This is a genomic window from Streptomyces sp. CB02366 (assembly GCF_001905905.1).
GTDB lineage: Bacteria > Actinomycetota > Actinomycetes > Streptomycetales > Streptomycetaceae > Streptomyces.
The window spans coordinates 156992-175489 of the sequence record NZ_LIVT01000002.1; the positions used below are offsets into that span (position 1 = coordinate 156992).

The following is an 18498-nucleotide window of genomic DNA, read 5'->3' on the forward strand; positions in this document are numbered from 1 at the left end:
TCGGCGGTCGGATACAACCTCCAGGGTCTCACGGACCGCCGACAGAGCCTTACTGCTTTCTCCTCGGGCCCACCGGACGGCGTCGGAGCGCCGTCCGGTGGGCCCGAGCGGGCTACGGGAGCTTGTAGTCCTGCCCGAGGACCGCGGTCACGTCGGCGTTGGCGGCCGGCTCGCCCTTCCTCACGTCACCTGCGGAAAGACCCAGGGTCTTGGCCACCTCGACGGCCTTCTCCTTGTCCTCGGCGGCGCGGTAGAGCACGACGGACGACGCCTCGGACGCCGCCTTGCCGCTGGCCACGAACGCGTAACCGCCGTTGACGAGCTGGACCCGGGCCGCCTCCGCGGCCTTCTGGTTCCCGCTGGCGTTGCGCACGGCGACCCGGAGCGGAGCGCCCGCCTCGGGGGCCTTCACCGTGCCGCCGAGGACGTTCTCGACGACGTCGCGGGTGTCGGCCTCGGTGAGCGTGCCGTCCGCCTGGACCGGCAGCACGGCCGTCTTGTAGTCGCCGACCTTCGCGCGGGAGGCCAGCTTGGCGAGCGACGCCCCGAGGTCCTTCTCGGGCAGCGACGGGTCGAGCACCTGGAGCAGCGTCTCGACGGTGACGGTCGCGGCCTTCGGATCCTCGGAGATCTTGCGCAGGGTGGCCCGCATGACCTCGCCGAATCGCGCCAGCTGCTTGGCCTCCGGCTCGCCCTCCGCGCGGTAGGTGGCGTACGCGACGGCCATCGGGCCGCTGAGCGTCTGGGCCTCGCCCTTGTTCACGAGGGGCGATTCGCCCTTCTTCGCGCCGGGCACATCGGTGTCGGTGTCGACCTCGATGTTGCCGACCAGCTCGACGAGGTTCTCCAGGTACGGGGTGTCCAGCCGCCAGGTGCCGGTGATCCGGGTGCCCAGGAGGGTGTCGATCGCCTCGCGGGTACCGGTCCTGCCGTCGTCCTCGACGGACTTGCCGAGCGTGGTGGTGGTCCCGTCGTCGCCCGCGACGGCGAGCGAGTTGGGCAGCAGGACGGTGGTGCCCTGCTTGGTCGTGGAGTTGTCGACGAGCAGCGCCGTCGAGGTGCCGCCGTTCTTCGTGTCGTGCAGGTGCACCACGATCATGTCGCGCTGCTGGGCGCCGGCGGCGACGGCCTTCTTCTCGTCCGAACCGGACAGGCCGGGGATCATGTCGGCGGACCACAGGTAGCCGGCCCCGCCGACGACGACGAGAACGGCCACGACGATCAGGGCGATCATCCGGTTGCGGCCCTTGCGCCGGGCCTCCTCGCGCCGTTCGCTGCGGCTCTCGGTGAACTTGAGCCAGTCGATGACGTCCTCGGAGTCCTCGTCGGGCTCCTCGATGAACGAGAACTGCTCGGTGCGGTAGTCGGCCGCGGGCTCGCGCTGCCCGGGAAGCACGGCCTCCGCTTCCGCCGTGTCCGGCGCCTGCCGCCGCGCGGAGGGCTGCTGGACGGGGGACGGCGGCCCGGTCTGTTCCGGCTCCGGGACGCCGCCCTGCTGCGGAATGCTCCAGTGCTCGCCGGTGTCCACGGCGGCGGGCTGCTGCTGCCCGGTGGTGTAGCCGTAGCCGGCGTACGAGCCGTAGCCGTACCCCTGCCCGCTCCCCTGTCCCTGCTGCGCCTGGCCGTACTGCGCGGGGGCCTGCTGCGCCCCGCCGTGCTCCTGGCCGGCGTACGGGTCGTAACTCTGCGGCTGCGGCAGGGGGTTGCCGTACGCGTCGTATCCGTAGCCGTGACCGGCGTCCCGGGCCTGCGGCTCCTGGCCCTGGCCCTGATGGGCGGCGTAGGGGTCGTAGCCCTGGCCCTGCTGGCCCTGCTGGTCGTACTGCTGGTGGCCCTGTCCCTGGTAGACCGGCTGCCCGTACGCGTCGTAGCCGACGATCTGCGGCTCCTGGTAGTACGGGTCGTACGGGTTCTGCGGGTCGTTCACCGGTGCCCCTCTCCGTGGCTCATTCGCCGCGGTACAGCTGGCGCTTGTCGATGTAGCGGACCACGCCGTCCGGCACCAGGTACCAGACCGGCTCCCCCTGCGCGACCCTCTCACGACAGTCCGTGGACGAGATCGCCAGTGCGGGCACCTCCACGAGGGAGACGCCGCCCTCGGGCAGCCCGTCGTCCGTGAGCACGTGACCCGGACGGGTCACACCGATGAAGTGGGAGAGCGAGAACAGCTCCTCCGCGTCGCGCCAGGTGAGGATCTGGGCCAACGCGTCGGCGCCGGTGATGAAGAAGAGGTCCGCGTCGCCGTGGACCTCGCGCAGGTCCCGCAGCGTATCGATGGTGTACGTCGGTCCGCCACGGTCGATGTCACTGCGGCTGACGGAGAACTGCGGATTGGACGCGGTGGCGATGACCGTCATCAGGTAGCGGTCCTCGGCCGGGGAGACCTTCTTGTGGCTCTTCTGCCACGGCTGCCCGGTCGGCACGAAGACGACCTCGTCCAGATGGAACTGGGCGGCCACTTCACTGGCCGCCACCAGGTGTCCATGGTGGATCGGGTCGAATGTCCCGCCCATCACGCCGATACGGCGCTTGCCGGGGCCGGTAGGCACTTCCTGCTCTCCCATGCGTGCAGAGCCTACTGGCACAGCCGTACGCCCCGGCTCAGCGGTCGCGGTTGAAGCGCGTGGTGATCCACAGCAGCAGCATCAGCGCGATGAAGGCCCCGGCGCCGACGACGTAGGGGTTGAGACTTTCGTGGTTGCCGCCGCCCTCACCGCCGCCGGAGGCGAGAGTGGCCAGCTGGTGTGCGGTGCTCGTGAGGCTCATCTTCGGCAGGACCTATCGATCGTGAATCGGAAGGAAGACGTCGGGGCCATCGTATGCGGCGGCTTCGGGCACGCTCACGGCGACTCAGTCGTTGTCGTGGTCGTTGCGGTATCCACGCAGCAGGAACCAGGCGAGCAGCGCCGCTCCGAGAATCGAGACGAGCAGGACGATCCGGAGGGTGTCGCCCGGTCCCTGCTCCTCGGACGCGGCGGCGAGCAGTACGGCGGTGTGCGGCATTTCGGGCGCTCCTCACAGTTATCCACAGCCCCCCGCACACCGTAGCGCCAGCGCATACGCTGGCGTCCGTCCGGGGGACGAGCGACGTCTCGTACGAACAGGGGGCCATCCATGACCGAAAGCAGTCACGAGAACGTGCCGAGCAGGCAGCGCCGGCGATTCCCCGGGATCTCCTCCCGGGCCTACGAGCACCCGGCCGACCGCTCGGCCCTGGTGGCTCTGCGCAAGCTGACCGGGTTCGACACCGTGTTCAAGGCGCTCAGCGGGCTGCTCCCGGAGCGCAGCCTGCGACTGCTCTTCCTCTCCGACTCCGTCCGGGTGAGCGACGCGCAGTTCGCCCACCTCAACGACATGCTGCGCGACGCCTGTTACATCCTGGACCTGGAGAAGGTCCCGCCGATGTACGTGAAGCAGGACCCGCAGCCCAACGCCATGTGCATCGGCCTGGACGAGCCGATCATCGTGGTCACCACGGGTCTGGTCGAACTGCTCGACGAGGAGGAGATGCGGGCGGTAGTGGGCCACGAGGTGGGCCACGCCCTCTCCGGCCACTCGGTGTACCGGACGATACTGCTGTTCCTGACCAACCTCGCCGTGAAGGTCGCCTGGATCCCGCTGGGCAATGTGGCGATCATGGCGATAGTGACGGCGCTGCGCGAGTGGTTCCGCAAGTCGGAGCTGTCGGCGGACCGGGCCGGGCTCCTGGTCGGCCAGGACATACAGGCGTCCATGCGCGGTCTGATGAAGATCGCGGGCGGCAACCACCTCCACGAGATGAACGTGGACGCGTTCCTCGCCCAGGCCGACGAGTACGAGAAGGGCGGCGACCTCCGCGACTCCGTCCTCAAGATCCTCAACGTGCTGCCCCGGACGCATCCGTTCACCACCGTGCGGGCGGCCGAGCTGAAGAAGTGGTCGGAGACCCGCGAGTTCCAGCGGCTCATGGACGGCCACTACCCCCGGCGCGACGAGGACAAGGACGCCTCGGTGACCGACTCGTTCCGCGAGTCCGCTTCGCACTACGCGGACTCGGTGCGCACCAGCAAGGACCCGCTGATGAAGCTGGTGGGCGACATCGCCGGCGGCGCGGGAGACCTGGGCGGCAAGTTGCGCGACAAGTTCACCGGGGCGGGATCCGGCGGCGCCGCTACGAACGGGGGCGGTGCGCCGGGCCGGCCCCAGGACCCGGAGGAGGAGGGCCCGGGGGCGACGGGGCCGTCGCGGGGCTGAGGGCCGCCAGGGTTCCGCACAGGGCCGCCGTGGGCGATCCCGTGGCGTAGGGATCGGTGGCGGCGGGGCCGCGGGCGTCCGCCCGCTCCCCGGCCAGGAGCGGGTGGAACATCGCCGCCGCGTCGGCCGAGCAGGGCTGCGGCCCCGCTTGGACGTGGGCGGTCCGCACCTCCAGGCGGTGCAGCCGAAGGTCCTCCCGGTCGAAGCGGAAGTGCAGTTCGCGCCGCACGGTGAACAGGGAGGCGTCGCCGTCGCGCGGGGAGGCGTCCGCCGGACGCAGGACGTAGGTGAAGGTGTGGTCCGAGACCACGCCGAGAACGCCCGCGGCCTCCTCCTCGTAGCCGAGGGTGCCCCGGACCCGGACCTCGGGGTCCGCGAGCTCCACCCGCGCCGGGTCGAAGCGCACCAGCCATCCGGTGGCGGCATGGCTCCCGTCGGCCTCCGGGCTGCTCAGGCTGCGCTCGAACTGGGCGCGCTGGTCCGGGTCGAGAAGGTGCTCCACGGGCCGGCGCACGGAGCCGGTGAGGACGTCGGGGTTCAGGGACGACTCCACCAGGTAGTCCTTGACCGTGGCGAGGGCGGCGGTGATCTGGCTGTCGGAGAAGTTCTGCGTGCGCTCCACGGCGGGGAAGTTGATGCCCGCCGCGCCCGAGCGGAAGCCGGAGACCGGTTCGGCCCGGTACAGCCGCTCGGGTGAACCGCCCGGTACGGCGCCCCGGGGGGCCAGGGGGACCACGGTCGTCCGCAGGGGTTCGGCCCGGCGGACGGCCGGCTGGGGGTACGGGCTCCGGAAGCCGATGTAGACGGCCACCGTGAAGGCGACGGCGATGAGGACGACCAGGGCTATCGCGGCCCGGGAGCTGCTGCCGCCGCCTCGGACGAGGACCTGTTCCTCGGGCAGGGTCCGGACGGCGCGGGCGTGCCGGCCCATCCGTTCCTCGGCGGAGTACTCCTGCATCCGGGCAGCCTGGATGAACGATTCGTCGAAGACGAGCGAGCGGTATTCGTCATCGCCGCCCGCAGGGTCCTCGGGCGGGCCGTCCGGCGGTTGTGAGCGGCCTGTCATGACTTCTCTCCCGGTCTCCACACCGGTCGGTTCGGTGCGCAACGGTCTGCTTCGGCCCGGCGGCGTCCGGCAGCGAGAAGCCCCCCTGGGAGCGAGGGGTCACACCTTGAGGGTAGGTCGATTGCGGCTCACGTAAACGCGGAGACCGCCGGGAACCGTGGGAACCCCGGGGCGGTCGTCGGCGATCGGGTGACAGGAGGGGGCGCGGGCCAGGACGGAGGGATCGGATCAGGCCAGGGAGCGAGGAGCCGGGGTCCGGGCGCGAGGAGGCGGAGTCAGACCGGGCGGGGGCACGGGACGCGGGACGGGACGCGGGACGGGACGCGGGACAAGCCGGGCACAGGGCGCGCGGGGCCTGGCCGGGGAGGTGCGTGCGGCGGGCGGGAGCACCGGGACAGGCGGGCACGCGGCCGGGCCGGGCGGCCGTTCAGGGGACCCTGGGCTCGGCGGAGACCGTGGGCCGGGAGTAGTCGGCGGAGGCGGAGGGGGCGGCCCCGGGCTTGTCCACCCCGCTGCTGGCGGGGGGCGGCACCTGGTCCTCGCGGTTGTTCGAGGCGCCCCGGTAGACCGCGGTGAAGGCCAGGGAGACCATGCCGACGCCCATCACCAGGGCCAGCAGCCAGGCGACCGGCCGGTGCCAGCGGGCGGAGTTGCGGTAGGGGCGCAGGGAGCCGCCGGGGCGGCCGTAGGGCGCCGGGCCGTACGCGTCGTCCCCGGCGCCGTGCCCCGGGTCGTAGTCGAGGTCCTGGGGATCGTGGTAGCCCCGGGGACCGTCGTAGGGGTCGTCCGGGTCGTCGTGGGCGCGGCGGCTTCGGCGGGCGCGGGCCTCGTCGGCTTCGGCACGGGCCTCGGCGGCGGCGAGAAGACGCTCCACGGCGGTGGGCTCGTGGACGGGCGCCGATCGGACGAAGTCCTCGTCGAACACCACGGAGGCGAAGTCCTCGTCCGCGCCCCCGCGGTCGTCGTCGGGCTCCCGGCCGTCAGGAAACGGCTTGCCCCCCACGTCGTCCGGCACGGATTCAGCGTAGCCCGGACGGGGCCTTTTCGGCAGGGATCCGACGAACTCCCCCGGACCGCCCCGGGGGAGCCAGCCCGGGCGCGCCGACCGGCGCGCCCGGCGTCACGGGGCGACGGGACCGCCGCCCGGGCAGCGGCTAGCGGACGTGCCCGTCCCCCGTGACGATGTACTTCGTCGAGGTCAGCTCGGGCAGGCCCATCGGACCCCGGGCGTGCAGCTTCTGCGTGGAGATGCCGATCTCCGCACCGAAGCCGAACTGCCCGCCGTCCGTGAAGCGGGTGGAGGCGTTCACGGCGACCGTGGTCGAATCCACCAACTGGGTGAACCGGCGGGCGGCGGCCTGCGAGGTGGTGACGATCGCCTCGGTGTGGCCGGAGGACCAGAGCCGGATGTGGGCGACCGCCGCGTCCAGGGAGTCGACGACCGCCGCGGCGATGTCGTAGGAGAGGTATTCGGTCTCCCAGTCCTCCTCCGTGGCGGCGACGACGGTGGCCTTCGACGCCTCGGCGTGGGCGAGGACGTGTTCGTCGCCGTGGACGGTGACGCCGGCCTCGGCGAGGGCGTCCAGGGCGAGCGGCAGGAAGGCGTCCGCCACGTCCTTGTGGACGAGGAGCGTCTCGGCCGCGTTGCAGACGCTGGGGCGCTGGGCCTTGGAGTTGACGAGGATGTCGACGGCCGTGGCCAGATCCGTCTGCGCGTCGACGTAGACGTGGCAGTTGCCGGTGCCGGTCTCGATGACGGGGACGGTGGACTCCTCGACGACCGTGCGGATCAGCGAGGCGCCGCCGCGCGGGATGAGGACGTCGACCAGGCCGCGGGCGCGCATCAGTTCGCGTACGGACTCCCGGCTCCGGCCCGGGACGAGCTGCACCGCGTCGGCGGGCAGCCCGGAGCCGCCGACCGCGTCGCGCAGCACCCGGACGAGCGCGGTGTTGGAGGCGTGGGCGGAGGAGGAGCCGCGCAGCAGGACCGCGTTGCCGGACTTGAGGCAGAGGGCGGCCGCGTCGACGGTGACGTTGGGCCGGGCCTCGTAGATGATGCCGACCACGCCGAGCGGAACCCGCACCTGGCGGAGGTCGATGCCGTTGGGCAGGGTGGAGCCGCGCACCACCTCGCCGACCGGGTCGGGCAGGGAGGCCACGCCCCGTACGTCGGCGGCGATGGCGCGGACGCGTTCCGGGGTGAGGGTCAGTCGGTCGATGACGCCGTCGCTCGTCGCGGCCTCGCGGGCGCGCTCGACGTCCTGAGCGTTGGCCTCGACGATCTCGGCGGTGCGCACTTCGAGGGCGTCGGCGATGGCCAGCAGCGCGTCGTCCTTGGCCGCGCGCGGGAGGGGCGCGAGGTCGGCGGCGGCCGCACGGGCCCGGTAGGCCGTCTGCGCGACCGGGGAGAGGTTGTCGTAGGGCGAGAGCGTGGTCATGCCCGCAGGGTAATGCGCGCTCTGCGGGCGTCCGTCGCCTATCCCGTGATGCGAGACGACCGGATCGGGTGGCGGGCGTCCCGCGCCCGCCCCGCCGAAGCGGCCCGCCCCTGCCCTTCCACCGGCCCGCGCGGGCCCGGGACGGACGTGCGGGCGGGGCCCGGGCGGGCCGCGTCGGTCAGTAGGGGTGCACGCCCACGGGGGCGGCGGGCGGTGGCCCGTACCCCTCGGCGACCCGCAGGTGGTAGGTCTCGCGGTCGATGACCTCCAGGCCGACGATCGTCCAGGGCGGGAGCTGGGCGCTGGAGCGGTGCTCGCCCCACAGCCGCAGCGCCACGGCGGCCGCGTCGTGCAGATCGCGGGCCTCTTCCCAGTAGCGGATCTCGGCGTGGTCGTTGGCGTAGCGGCTGGTCAGCAGGAACGGATGGTCGTGCGCGAGCTGTTCCAGGCCGCGCCTGACCTCCGCCAGCGGGGCCTCGGCGCCCGAGACGCTGAGGGTGACGTGCCAGAGCTTGGACTGCGGAGGCTCCTTCCGCGCCGTCGTGACCGGCTCCCGCTGGGCGGTGTCGGACGGGCGTGGATTCCGGTCGGCATCCGTCCCCGTTCCGACACTCGTCAGGGTTCGGTCGGCCGTGCCTCGGGGCGGCGCCCCCGGGCGCGCTCGTCTCACCGGCGGCCTCCTGTGGTCTGTTGCTGTGCGGTACCCCTGGTTCCCCACGACAAAGTGGACCAGTCCACGGCGGGGCGTGGGGTGGTTTTGGGGAAGGTGCTCGCCCGAAGACCGGACTTTCAGCCGTTTCAGGGGGTGAGGCGCGGCGTGAGAATGACGAGATCGTCCCTGTGTACGACCTCGCGCTCGTAGGCGGGCCCCAGTTCGCGGGCCAGCTCCCGGGTGGAACGGCCGAGCAGTTGGGGGATCTCCTTCGCGTCGAAGTTGACGAGCCCGCGTGCGATGGGGACGCCTTGCGGGTCGCGCAGTTCGACGGGGTCGCCGGCGCTGAACTCGCCCTCGACGGCCGAGATTCCCGCGGGCAGCAGGGAGGTGCGCCGGTCCACCACGGCCCGTACGGCGCCGTCGTCGAGAACGAGCGCCCCCTGCGGGGTGGAGGCGTGGGCCAGCCACAGGAGCCGGTCGGCGGAGCGGCGGCCGGTGCGGTGGAAATACGTGCCCGTGTCGCGTCCCGCGAGGGCGTCGGCGGCCCGGCTGGCGGAGGTGAGGACGACGGGGATCCCGGCGGCGGTGGCGATGTTGGCCGCCTCGACCTTGGTGACCATGCCGCCGGTGCCCACGCCCGCCTTGCCGGCGCTGCCGATGGTGACGCCGGTCAGGTCGCCGGGGCCGGTGACCTCGGCGATCCGGGAGGCGCCGGGGGTGCCGGGCGGCCCGTCGTAGAGGCCGTCGACGTCGGAGAGCAGGACGAGGAGGTCGGCGTGGACGAGGTGGGCGACGAGGGCGGCGAGCCGGTCGTTGTCGCCGAAGCGGATCTCGTCGGTGGCGACGGTGTCGTTCTCGTTGACGACGGGGACCGCGCCCATCTCCAGGAGCTGGTCCAGGGTGCTGTAGGCGTTGCGGTAATGGCCGCGGCGGCTGGTGTCGTCGGCGGTGAGGAGCACTTGGCCGACGCGGACGCCGTAGCGGGCGAAGGAAGCGGTGTAGCGGGCCACGAGGAGGCCCTGGCCGACGCTGGCGGCGGCCTGCTGGCGGGCCAGGTCCTTGGGTCTGCGGACGAGGCCGAGCGGGGCGAGTCCGGCGGCGATGGCTCCGCTGGAGACGAGGACGACCTCGCGTTCCCCGCCGTCCCGGACCTTGGCGAGGACGTCGACGAGGGCGTCGACCCGGTCCGCGTCGAGGCCGCCGGAGGCGGTGGTGAGCGAGGAGGAACCGACCTTGACGACGATCCTGCGGGCGCCGGTCACTGCCGTCTCGCGGTGTGACGGCCTCTGCTCTGCCACGTGCTTCCTCGCTCTGGATCGCCCCGGTGTCCCTCGGGGCCTCGTGCCGCCCCCGGCACAGCACAGTACGCGAGCGGCCGCCCGCGCCGCCCGTCCGTTCCGGTCGGTGGACGCCGCGGAACCCGCGGGGGCGGGGTGCGGCGGGCGGTGCGGGCGGCCGGTGGGCTCAGCCCTGCTGTTCGTCCTTGATCGCGAGCATCCGGTCGACGACCCGGGCGGCGGCGCGGCCGTCGGAGGGCTCGCAGAAGTCGACGCGGAACTGGGCGTACTTCTCCTTGTACTCCTCGCTGACCGCGTCGATGTTCCGGATCGCGGAGACCAGGTCCTCGGAGGTCTTGATCAGCGGCCCGGGGGCGCGGGAGGTGAAGTCGAAGTAGAAGCCGCGCAGGGTGTCGCGGTAGTGCTCCAGGTCGTACGTGAAGAAGAGCATCGGCCGCCCGGAGTGCGCGAAGTCGAACAGCACCGAGGAGTAGTCCGTGATCAGCACGTCGGCGATCAGGTAGAGGTCGGCGATGTCCGGGTAGTACGTGACGTCGTAGACGAAGCCCTGTCCGGCGCCGGGGATGGAGTCGAGGACCTTGTGGTGCTTGCGGTACAGCAGCACGTGGTCCTCGCCCAGTTCGCGCCGGGCGGCCTCGACGTCGATCCGGTTGTCGAGCTTGAAGCGGCGGCCGCCGTAGCGCTGGTCGTCGCGCCAGGTGGGCGCGTACAGGACGACCTTCTTGCCCGCGGGGATGCCGAGCTTCTCGCGCACGGCCGCGGCGCGCTTGACGCGGTCGGGGGCGTGGAAGACGTCGTTGCGCGGGTAGCCCGCTTCCAGGACCTCGCACTGGAGGCGGAAGGAGTTGGTCATGATCGGGGTGGTGAAGGCGTTCGGCGTGATGAACAGGCTGTACTGGCGCGAGCGCTGCGGGAGGCTCGCGATGTAGGCCAGGTTCGCCTTCGGGGTGCCGAGCAGGTCGGCGCCGATGCGCTTGAGCGGGGTGCCGTGCCAGGTCTGGACCACGACCTGGCCCTCGCGGCGGACGAACCACTCGCGGATGCCGCCGTTGGTGACGACGTACCGGCTGCGGGCCAGCGCCTCGTACCACTCCTTGCTGCCCCACTCGACGCCACGGACGCCGGGCGGCAGCACGACCTGCTGGTCGTGGACCATCGCGATGTGCTCGACGTCGGTGCCGCGGCGCTTGAGCTCCTCGTAGACCGCGCGGGGCGAGTCGGAGAACTGCTTGCCGCCGAAGCTGTTGTAGAGCACGGCCTCGCGCAGCGGCAGTTTGCGCTGCTCGGGGGTGTAGACGTCGCGCATGAGGCGCTGGCGGTAGGCGCCGCGCAGCTCGGGGGCGAGGACGGGGCCGGACTCGACGAAGATCCGGTCGAAGTCGACCCGCTCGACGGTGTACGTGCGGTGCTCGCCCCGGTGGGACAGCGGCAGCGTGGCCACGAGGTCGGGGCGGATGGTGACGGGCACGTCGCGGGTGTGGTCCCACTCGGTGCGCAGCCGCAGGCGCGGCATCCAGCGGCCGGCGCGCAGCGACACGGTGCCCTCGTAGGTGGGCATGGCGTCCGGGCGCAGCCGGGCGGTGAAGCGGCCGTCGGCGAACTCGACGGGCAGCGGGCGGTCCTCGTTGCGGCCGGTGTGGCGCAGGACCATCTTCATCTGCTCGGCGGGTCCGGTGTAGACGCCGGAGAGGACCAGCTCGCCGTCCGCGGTCCATTCGACGGCGTCGACGAGGGGCTGGACGGTGCGCAGTTGCGGGGTGAAGTTGCCCGCGCCGTCGGTGAGGATCGCGAGTTCGCGGCCCTCGGCCAGCGGGTGGACGCCGGTGACGTCGGCGGCGCCGTTGGTGGCGCGGCGGGTGGTGCCGTCCGCGAAGACGATCTGGGCGCGGTACTTGACGGCCTTGCCGGGGCGTACGCCGTCGGCGGGCAGGTCCGCGAAGTCCAGGCGGGCGGTGTGGCGCAGCCAGCCGTCCTCGCCGGTCTCGCCCTGCTGGAGGGGGAGGTCGGTGGTGAAGCCGCTCGCCTCGTGGTCGATGCGCAGGGCCGTGGGGTACTTGCCCGCCGGGGTGGTGACGCGGGAGCGCAGGGTGACGGTCATGCCCTCGCCGTCGCCCTCCTGGGCGACGACCTCGGCGGGGACGACGTCCACGGAGAGTTTCAGGCGGTTGCGGTCGAACCCGGCGACGAGCCGGACGCCGTCGTCCAGGGCGCGGGTGAAGCTGTGGCCGGCCGCGCCCGCGTTGTTCTTGGTGACGCTGCCGACCGACATGCCGCCGGGGCGCGGGATGCCGATGCCCAGCCGCCAGGTGCCGGACTGCCACTGGCCGCGTACGCGGAGGCGGGACGGGTCGATGCCGATCTCGAAGCCGGACCAGTCGTAGTTGTGCAGGGCGCCCTTGGCCTCGGAGGTGGCGCGGGGCTCCTGGACGGTGCGCAGGCGCAGCGGGAGGGTGGAACGGCTGCCCTGGCGGCGGAGCACGGCGACGCGCAGCGAGCGCTTGCCGGTGGCCGAGGGAACGTTGGGGATGTAGGCGTAGCCCTTGACGAGGAGCTTGCCGTCCTCCCAGACGAGGTCGAGGAGCTTGCCGCGCACGGGGAGTTCGCTGCGGTTGAAGTTGCGCACCGAGGGGGGCAGCGAGGAGCTCTCGACGCCGGGCAGCTCGATGCGGGCGCGCCGCAGGCCGCGGACGGAGAAGGCTCCCGGGTTCTCCCGCTCGTAGTGCAGCAGTTCCACCAGCTCGTCGCCGCGACCGCTGGCCGCGAGGTGCCACTTGACCCGGGCCATCGGCGAGAACTGCCGTACGACCTTGGGGGCGGCGTGGGCCAGGAAGTCCTTGGCGGCCCGGTGGAACTCGGGGCGCTCCTCGACCGGAGTCTCCGGGAAGTACTTCATGAGCCGGCTGAGCTCGTCGGGGATCGCTTCGAGGGACGCCACGGGGGAAGGGCCTTTCCGGGGGGACGTGCAGATGATGAACCCCAGCAGGACGGGGCGTTAATGAGACGTCTCCAACCGTCTCATGGTTGCCCCACAGTATGACGTGACACCTCTCACAGAACGAACCCGCCCCGGCGTTCACCGGGGCGGGGAGGGTGTTCGAGCGCTCCCCCGCAGGCGTCCGGGGAACCCCCGGGGAGCCGGGAGCGTTCCGGGCGGGCGGCGGGGCCCGCCGGGTGCCGGGCGCCGGTCGGACGCGGCTGGCGCCGGGTGCCGGTCAGACGCGGTGGGCGCGCAGGGCGCCGAGCACGGTGCGGCGGGCCTTGCGGACCACGCGCCGGGCGAAGGAGGCGCGGGGCCGCTGCCGCGGCGGATCGATCCTGCGGCCGCCGACCCACTCCGTGACGGTCACCTCGTAGGCCCCCTCGGGGAGGACGGCGCTCTCGCCGAAGTGCGGGTAGGCGAGGTGGAGGCGGGGCGGGCCGCCCCGGCGGACCACCTCGGGCTCCTCCCCGGCGCGCAGGAAGGCGGCGATGTCCAGGAGCAGGTCGAGCCGGCCCTCGGCCACGCACGTCAGCCGGAGGCGTTCGTTCACCTTCAGGTTGCGGGCGAGCCCCGGCGTCCAGTAGGCCTCCATGAGGGGGGCGGCGAGGGCCATCTTCCGCTCGCGGACCTCGGGCCTCTGCTTCACCAGCCCGGGGCCGAACTGGGGCAGCAGGGTGATGACGAAGGGCCGCACCATCAGCGCGTCGCGCCGGGGGCCCGGGGGCACGTGCTCGGCGATGAGCTCCATGAGCGCGCGGGCCGATGCGAAGCGGTGCCGGTAGCCGCCCTTCTTGGTCATCTGGTTGCGGTCCTCGCGGCCCACCAGGTAGTAGCAGGTGTAGTCGGCGACGACGGAGATCCCGTTGCCGCGCAGGTACGCCTCCATCGTGAACAGGGCGTCCTCGCCCGTCTTCAGCTTCTCGTCGAAGGCCATGCCGAGGCGGACGAGGAGCTCGCGGCGGAACAGCTTCTGCGCGCTCAGGGTGAACTTGACGTTGGAGGAGAACAGGTCGGCGTGTTCGACCGTCTCCTTCCACATCGACTTCGCGGCCCCGCGGTTGACGCCGACGATCTTCCCGAGGACCACGTCCGTGCCCGCCCGGTCCCCCATGGCGACCATGCGCTCCAGGGCTTCCTCGCCGAAGTAGTCGTCCGCGTCGAGGAAGAAGACGTACCGGCCCCGGGCGAGGGCGAGGCCCCGGTTGCGCGGGCCGCTGGGCCCCCCGGAGTTCTCCTGCCGGACGACTCGCGTGGGGATCGCGGTCCGGGCGGCGAACTCCTCCAGGTACGCGCCGGTGCCGTCGGTGGAACCGTCGTCGATCGCGACGATCTCCATGCGGCCGGGGCCGATGGTCTGCGCTTCCACGGACTCCAGGCACCGGATCAGGTAAGGCATCGCGTCATAGGCCCCGATGATCACACTGACATCGGGCTCGTCGGCCGTCCTGGACGTGTCGAACATGTGCACCTGTCGATTTGATCACGAAAGAGGGAAGATCGCCCGATCCTGCACTCTTTTGCGCATTACGACACCGAACGACCCGTACGCCCCTCCCTCAGGGGAGACGTACGGGTCGCGTTCGGGGTTGCCCGTCGTTCGGTTATTCGATCAGTTGTGCGCCGCCCGGCGGTGCGCACACCGGGGTACGCGGCGCACGGGTTCCGGCCGGAACCCGTCAGAGCGCCGGCGAGGTCCCTTCGGTGAGGGCGGTCTCCGCCTCCATCTGCTCCGGGTCGGCCGCCGGGGCGTCCGGGTCCGCGGCGGCGGTGGCCGCGGCCACCGCCTGCGGGTCGATGCCCCCGGCCCCGCTGGTGGCGGCCTCCTCGTCCAACGCGGCCACGGCCACGGCCTGGTCGCCGAGACGCTGGGCGACGCCCAGGTTGCGGGCCTCGGCCTTGGCGGCCAGCGCCCGGACGGCGGCGTTGAACTGCTCCATGGAGGTCGGCTCGTCCGGCCCCAGCAGGTAGGTCTTCAGCTCGCGGCGGGCGCCCGCCAGGACGTCGGCGGCCGGGTCGGCCACCGCGGCCAGCAGCTCGTCCAGTTCCTCGGCCGTGTTGGACAGGATGACCGCGGCGCGCACGGCGGTGTTCTGCCGCTTGAACTCCGCGGCCCCGAGCGCCGCCGAGTCGGTCACCGCGTAGGGCTTGCCGCTCGCGATGAAGTCGGAGACCACACTGGAGATGTCCGAGACCATGGCGTCGGACTCGTTGAAGCAGTCGTACAGCTTGGGCTGCGCGCCGGTCACCGTACGGTGCTCCCACCAGCCGAAGGAGCGCCAGTAGGCGTCGTTCCACTCGGCCCGCAGCCGGGCGGCCTCCGCCTCGCGGGCCGGGTCGGCGAGCGAGATCCGCGACTCCTCCGCCTCGTCGCCGCCCGCGTGCCCGGAGGTCGCGAGCTTCGCCAGCCGCGCCTCGATCCGGACCAGCTCGGCCCGGGCGGCGCTGTGCCCGGCGGCGGCCGAGGACGTCTCCTTCGCCCAGCGGGGGTCGGCCGCGCGCTCGGCGGCGGCCTTCTCCAGCATCGCCTGGATGCGGGCGTCGACGGCCTTGGCCTTGCGGCTGCGGATACCGGTGAAGGGGTGCGGCTTGTAGATGATCCGGACCGGGTCCGCGGCGTTCAGCAGGCGGCGCACGATGTTCTCGCCCGCCAGCAGCAGGGAGGTGTTGCCCGGGTTGTCGTCCCAGCCCTCCCAGGTGGGCGCGTACAGGACGGTCGGGATGGGGTTCTTGGCGGCGCCCGTCCAGCTCTTGATGGGCTCCAGCTGCGGGCGGCCGACCTCGACGATGTCCTCGTCACGGACGCCCACGTCGGCCAGCGCGTAGCGGTCGCGGCCGGCCCGGCCCGCGGTCCAGACCTCGTCGTACACCTTCGAGTACGGGTTGACGCTGGCGAGCTTGTCGCTGTCGCCGTGGCCGATGAAGACGTGCTTCATCGTCGGAACCCGCAGGATGTGGATGTTCTTGCCGACGTTGGCGGGGTACAGGCAGACCCGGACGGTCGAGAGGTCCAGGTTCATCAGGTGGGTGCCGGCCGGGACGCAGAGGACCGGGACGGAGGTCTCGGCGAGCTGCGGTACGAGACCGCGCTCCCGCATCACGATCAGCGGGCGGCCCTCGACGCGGGCCATGGTCTCCAGCCACATGTTGCCCTGGTAGGCGGACTCGTTGGAGCCGGAGAAGTAGAGGACCACGGTCGGCTGGTACTCGCGCAGCCAGGTGTCGACGGCCTTGAGCACGACGGGGGCCGGGGGGGCCAGACGGCCGCGGCGCACGTAGGGGACGAGCGCCGCGAGGTAGGCCAGGGCGAGCAGCAGCGTCAGGCCGAGGCCCGCGTAGCCGATGACGTCGTCGCCGGTGCCGGCGGCGATCAGGACGCCCGCGACGGCCGGGATGTCCAGGTGCAGCATCTTCTCGGCGGAGCGCCGCAGCAGCACGCCGGGCGGGGCGTCGGGGATGCGGACCGCGTGCAGGTCCACGTTGCGGGTGACGACCGGCATGGTGCGGCGCATCCGGATCAGGGTGGTCAACGCCCCGTGCGGCGCCTGGAGCCCGTAGAAGAGCAGGAAGCAGGCGACCGCCGCGTAGAACAGCGGCGTCTCGGCGAGATCCAGGCGGGCCAGCAGCAGGATGACCATCAACTGCCGCAGCAGGAAGCGGATCGACAGCCCCGCCCGCACCTTGCCGAGGCGGTTGACCAGATAGCTCCCCTTCTGGTGCAGGTACCAGTCGGCCGCGTACGTGACGGCGGCGGCCGCCGCGAAGAACCAGATGTGGGGGATGAGCGCGGCGAGCATGACGCAGGGGTATCCGAGCCCCATCAACAACGCTGCCGCCAGTTCCGACCTGCTGCCCACACGGGCCAGGCGAATGGCTGTCGAGATCACGAAGAACCTGCTCCAGGGGGTGCCGGATGATTCACGTATAGGCGGAAATGTGAAGGTGCGGCTTCACGCATTCGGGCCTCTGCCGTCGCGCGGAGCGACAACAGAGGCCCGTAAAAACACATTTGTCAAGAATTATTACACATCTGCTTGACGGTCCAGCACCGAGGCCAGCGCCTGCTCGAACCCGGAGGATTCGGCGGCTCCCGCGGTCGGGTCCTGCTGGCGTACGTCGATGACGTGACCGGTCAGCGCGGACAGCAGGACGTCCAGCGAGGTGCGCGCCACGGCCTCCGAGGAGAGCAGCGAGCCCTCGGGCTCCTGGCCGAACGCCTTGGTGCGCATCGGCGTCGCGGTCCGCTCCGGGTTCACGCAGTTGACCCGGATGCCCTCCCCCGCCCACTCGTCGGCGAGCGCCTGGGTGAGGTTGACCATGGCGGCCTTGGTCGAGGAGTACAGGCTGTACTCGGCGCGGCCGCGGGTGTAGCTGCTGGAGGTGTAGAGCAGCAACTGGCCCTTGGTCTCGGCGAGGTACTTGTACGAGGCGCGGGCGATCTGGACGGGGGCCAGGTAGTTGACGTTCAGGGCTTCCTGGATCGTCGTGTTGTCGGTCTCGGCCAGCTTGCCGATCCGCAGCACGCCCGCGGTGTTGATGACGTAGTCGATCCGCCCCGTCTCGCCGTACGCCGTGGAGAGCGCGTCGTCCACGTGCTCCGGGTTCTCCACGTGCGTGCCGGTGGTGGAGCGGCCCAGCGCGTAGACCTTGGCCCCGTAGTTCTCGGCCAGCGTCGCGATGTCGGCGCCGATGCCGTACGAACCGCCGAAGACGACGAGGGTCTTGCCGGTGAGCAGCTCCCGGTAGGCGGCCTCGTCGGCCTGGCGGGGGGCGGCGGTGGAGGCCAGCTGGAAGAGCTTGTCGGTGATGAAGACGTCGACCGGCTGGGTCACCTTCATGTTGTACTCGTCGCCCGCGACCACGTAGATCGGCACGTCGGGCAGGTACTTGAGGACCACCGAGCAGTCGTCGGTGGCCTGGAAGTTGGGGTCGCCCGACGCGATCTCGTACGCCTTGCGGATCGTGGAGAGCTTGAACGCCTGCGGCGTCTGGCCCCGGCGCAGCCGGGAGCGGTCGGGGACGTCGGTGATGAACTCGCCGTCCTCGCCGTGCGTGCGGGTCACGATGATCGTGTCCGCGGACGGGATGGCGACGTCGACGGCCTGGTAGCGGTCGAGGGCGTCCACGCAGTCCTTGATCACGCGCTGTGACAGCAGGGGGCGCACCGCGTCATGGAAGAGGACATTGCGGTCCTCGCCCTCGGCGAGCCCCTCCCCGAGGGCCGCGATGGCGCGCTCGGTGGTCTCGTTGCGGGTGTTCCCGCCCTCGATGACGCGGGTGACCTTGGTCAGTCCGGCCTTCTCGACGATCTTCTCGACGTCGGGCACGAACCCGGGCGCCATCAGCACGATGACGTCGTCGATGCCCTCGGCGTTCTCGAAGATGGTCAGCGTGTGCTCGATGACGGCCTTGCCGGCGATCTTCAACAACTGCTTGGGGATCGACAGGCCCACGCGCTGGCCGGTCCCACCGGCGAGCACGACCGCTGTGGTCCGGGGCTTGGCTTCATGCGGCACAGACACAGACGACCTACCTTGCTATGACGGGGGAACAGTGTGATGGTCGCACTCTCCGTGACCGTCTCGCAAGGTGGACGCCGGCCGTCGCTCGCCTCGCCGATGCCCGCAGTTCACCCTCTGGCCAGGGAGGTTGGGCGCTTCCGGGTGCCACGCGGGGTGACCGACCCCACAGATGTGTTGCGCAATCGGCACATGAGCAGCACCTGCACCCGGTGTGACCGGCGGAAACCGCCGACGCCCGGGGCCAGAATCTACCGGACGGCCCGCCTCCGCGGAGACGGGCCGTCCGGTGGGGGCCTTCAGGAGGCGCGG

General features: G+C 71.8%; 14 protein-coding genes. 1 reads left to right on the plus strand and 13 read right to left on the minus strand.

Going from position 1 to position 18498, the window contains the following annotated elements:
- Window positions 1-112: 112 nt before the first annotated feature.
- The 4 genes from AMK24_RS06450 to AMK24_RS34170 all read right to left on the minus strand — a co-directional run bounded on the left by AMK24_RS06450 (window position 113) and on the right by AMK24_RS34170 (window position 3003).
- On the minus strand, window positions 113-1927 hold the full coding sequence (locus AMK24_RS06450) for an LCP family protein (protein ID WP_073765962.1): 1815 nt from the start codon (window positions 1925-1927) through the stop codon (window positions 113-115).
- Window positions 1928-1946: 19 nt separating this feature from the next.
- The gene (nadD, locus tag AMK24_RS06455) at window positions 1947-2564 is read right to left on the minus strand and encodes a nicotinate-nucleotide adenylyltransferase (RefSeq protein WP_030329499.1); all 618 of its coding nucleotides are present in this window, start codon (window positions 2562-2564) and stop codon (window positions 1947-1949) included.
- A gap of 37 nt (window positions 2565-2601) precedes the next feature.
- Window positions 2602-2766, minus strand: coding sequence for a hypothetical protein (locus tag AMK24_RS34165; RefSeq protein WP_199876380.1), 165 nt, complete (start codon window positions 2764-2766; stop codon window positions 2602-2604).
- 84 nt (window positions 2767-2850) lie between these two features.
- Complete coding sequence (locus tag AMK24_RS34170; RefSeq protein WP_199876381.1) at window positions 2851-3003, minus strand: hypothetical protein; 153 nt, start codon at window positions 3001-3003, stop codon at window positions 2851-2853.
- 111 nt (window positions 3004-3114) lie between these two features.
- On the opposite strand from AMK24_RS34170, the gene AMK24_RS06460 reads away from it, so the two are divergent.
- The gene (locus AMK24_RS06460; protein WP_073765964.1) at window positions 3115-4233 is read left to right on the plus strand and encodes a M48 family metallopeptidase; all 1119 of its coding nucleotides are present in this window, start codon (window positions 3115-3117) and stop codon (window positions 4231-4233) included.
- Here the strand turns inward: AMK24_RS06460 and AMK24_RS06465 are convergent.
- From AMK24_RS06465 to AMK24_RS06505, 9 genes are all read right to left on the minus strand, one after another.
- The gene (locus tag AMK24_RS06465) at window positions 4151-5299 is read right to left on the minus strand and encodes an SCO2583 family membrane protein (protein WP_073765966.1); all 1149 of its coding nucleotides are present in this window, start codon (window positions 5297-5299) and stop codon (window positions 4151-4153) included. The genes AMK24_RS06460 and AMK24_RS06465 overlap by 83 nt on opposite strands.
- A gap of 427 nt (window positions 5300-5726) precedes the next feature.
- Entirely contained in the window at window positions 5727-6314 is a 588-nt protein-coding gene (locus tag AMK24_RS06470; protein ID WP_073765968.1) for an SCO2584 family spore wall biosynthesis protein, read from the minus strand.
- Window positions 6315-6453: 139 nt separating this feature from the next.
- A complete protein-coding gene (locus AMK24_RS06475) occupies window positions 6454-7737 on the minus strand; it encodes a glutamate-5-semialdehyde dehydrogenase (protein ID WP_073765970.1) in 1284 nt (427 codons plus the stop codon).
- Between the two features lie 178 nt (window positions 7738-7915).
- On the minus strand, window positions 7916-8407 hold the full coding sequence (locus AMK24_RS06480) for a hypothetical protein (protein ID WP_073765972.1): 492 nt from the start codon (window positions 8405-8407) through the stop codon (window positions 7916-7918).
- Window positions 8408-8535: 128 nt separating this feature from the next.
- A complete protein-coding gene (gene proB, locus AMK24_RS06485; protein ID WP_242434997.1) occupies window positions 8536-9690 on the minus strand; it encodes a glutamate 5-kinase in 1155 nt (384 codons plus the stop codon).
- Window positions 9691-9856: 166 nt separating this feature from the next.
- Window positions 9857-12625: a CDP-glycerol glycerophosphotransferase family protein gene (locus AMK24_RS06490; RefSeq protein WP_073765976.1), complete on the minus strand. Its 2769-nt coding sequence runs from the start codon at window positions 12623-12625 to the stop codon at window positions 9857-9859.
- Between the two features lie 277 nt (window positions 12626-12902).
- Window positions 12903-14132 carry a glycosyltransferase family 2 protein gene (locus tag AMK24_RS06495; RefSeq protein WP_073765978.1) on the minus strand — a complete coding sequence of 410 codons (1230 nt, stop codon included), beginning with the start codon at window positions 14130-14132 and terminating at the stop codon, window positions 12903-12905.
- 214 nt (window positions 14133-14346) lie between these two features.
- On the minus strand, window positions 14347-16464 hold the full coding sequence (locus AMK24_RS06500) for a CDP-glycerol glycerophosphotransferase family protein (RefSeq protein WP_242435055.1): 2118 nt from the start codon (window positions 16462-16464) through the stop codon (window positions 14347-14349).
- Between the two features lie 225 nt (window positions 16465-16689).
- Window positions 16690-18189, minus strand: a complete 1500-nt coding sequence (locus AMK24_RS06505; RefSeq protein WP_073765982.1) for a bifunctional cytidylyltransferase/SDR family oxidoreductase — start codon at window positions 18187-18189, stop codon at window positions 16690-16692.
- Window positions 18190-18498 lie beyond the last annotated feature (309 nt).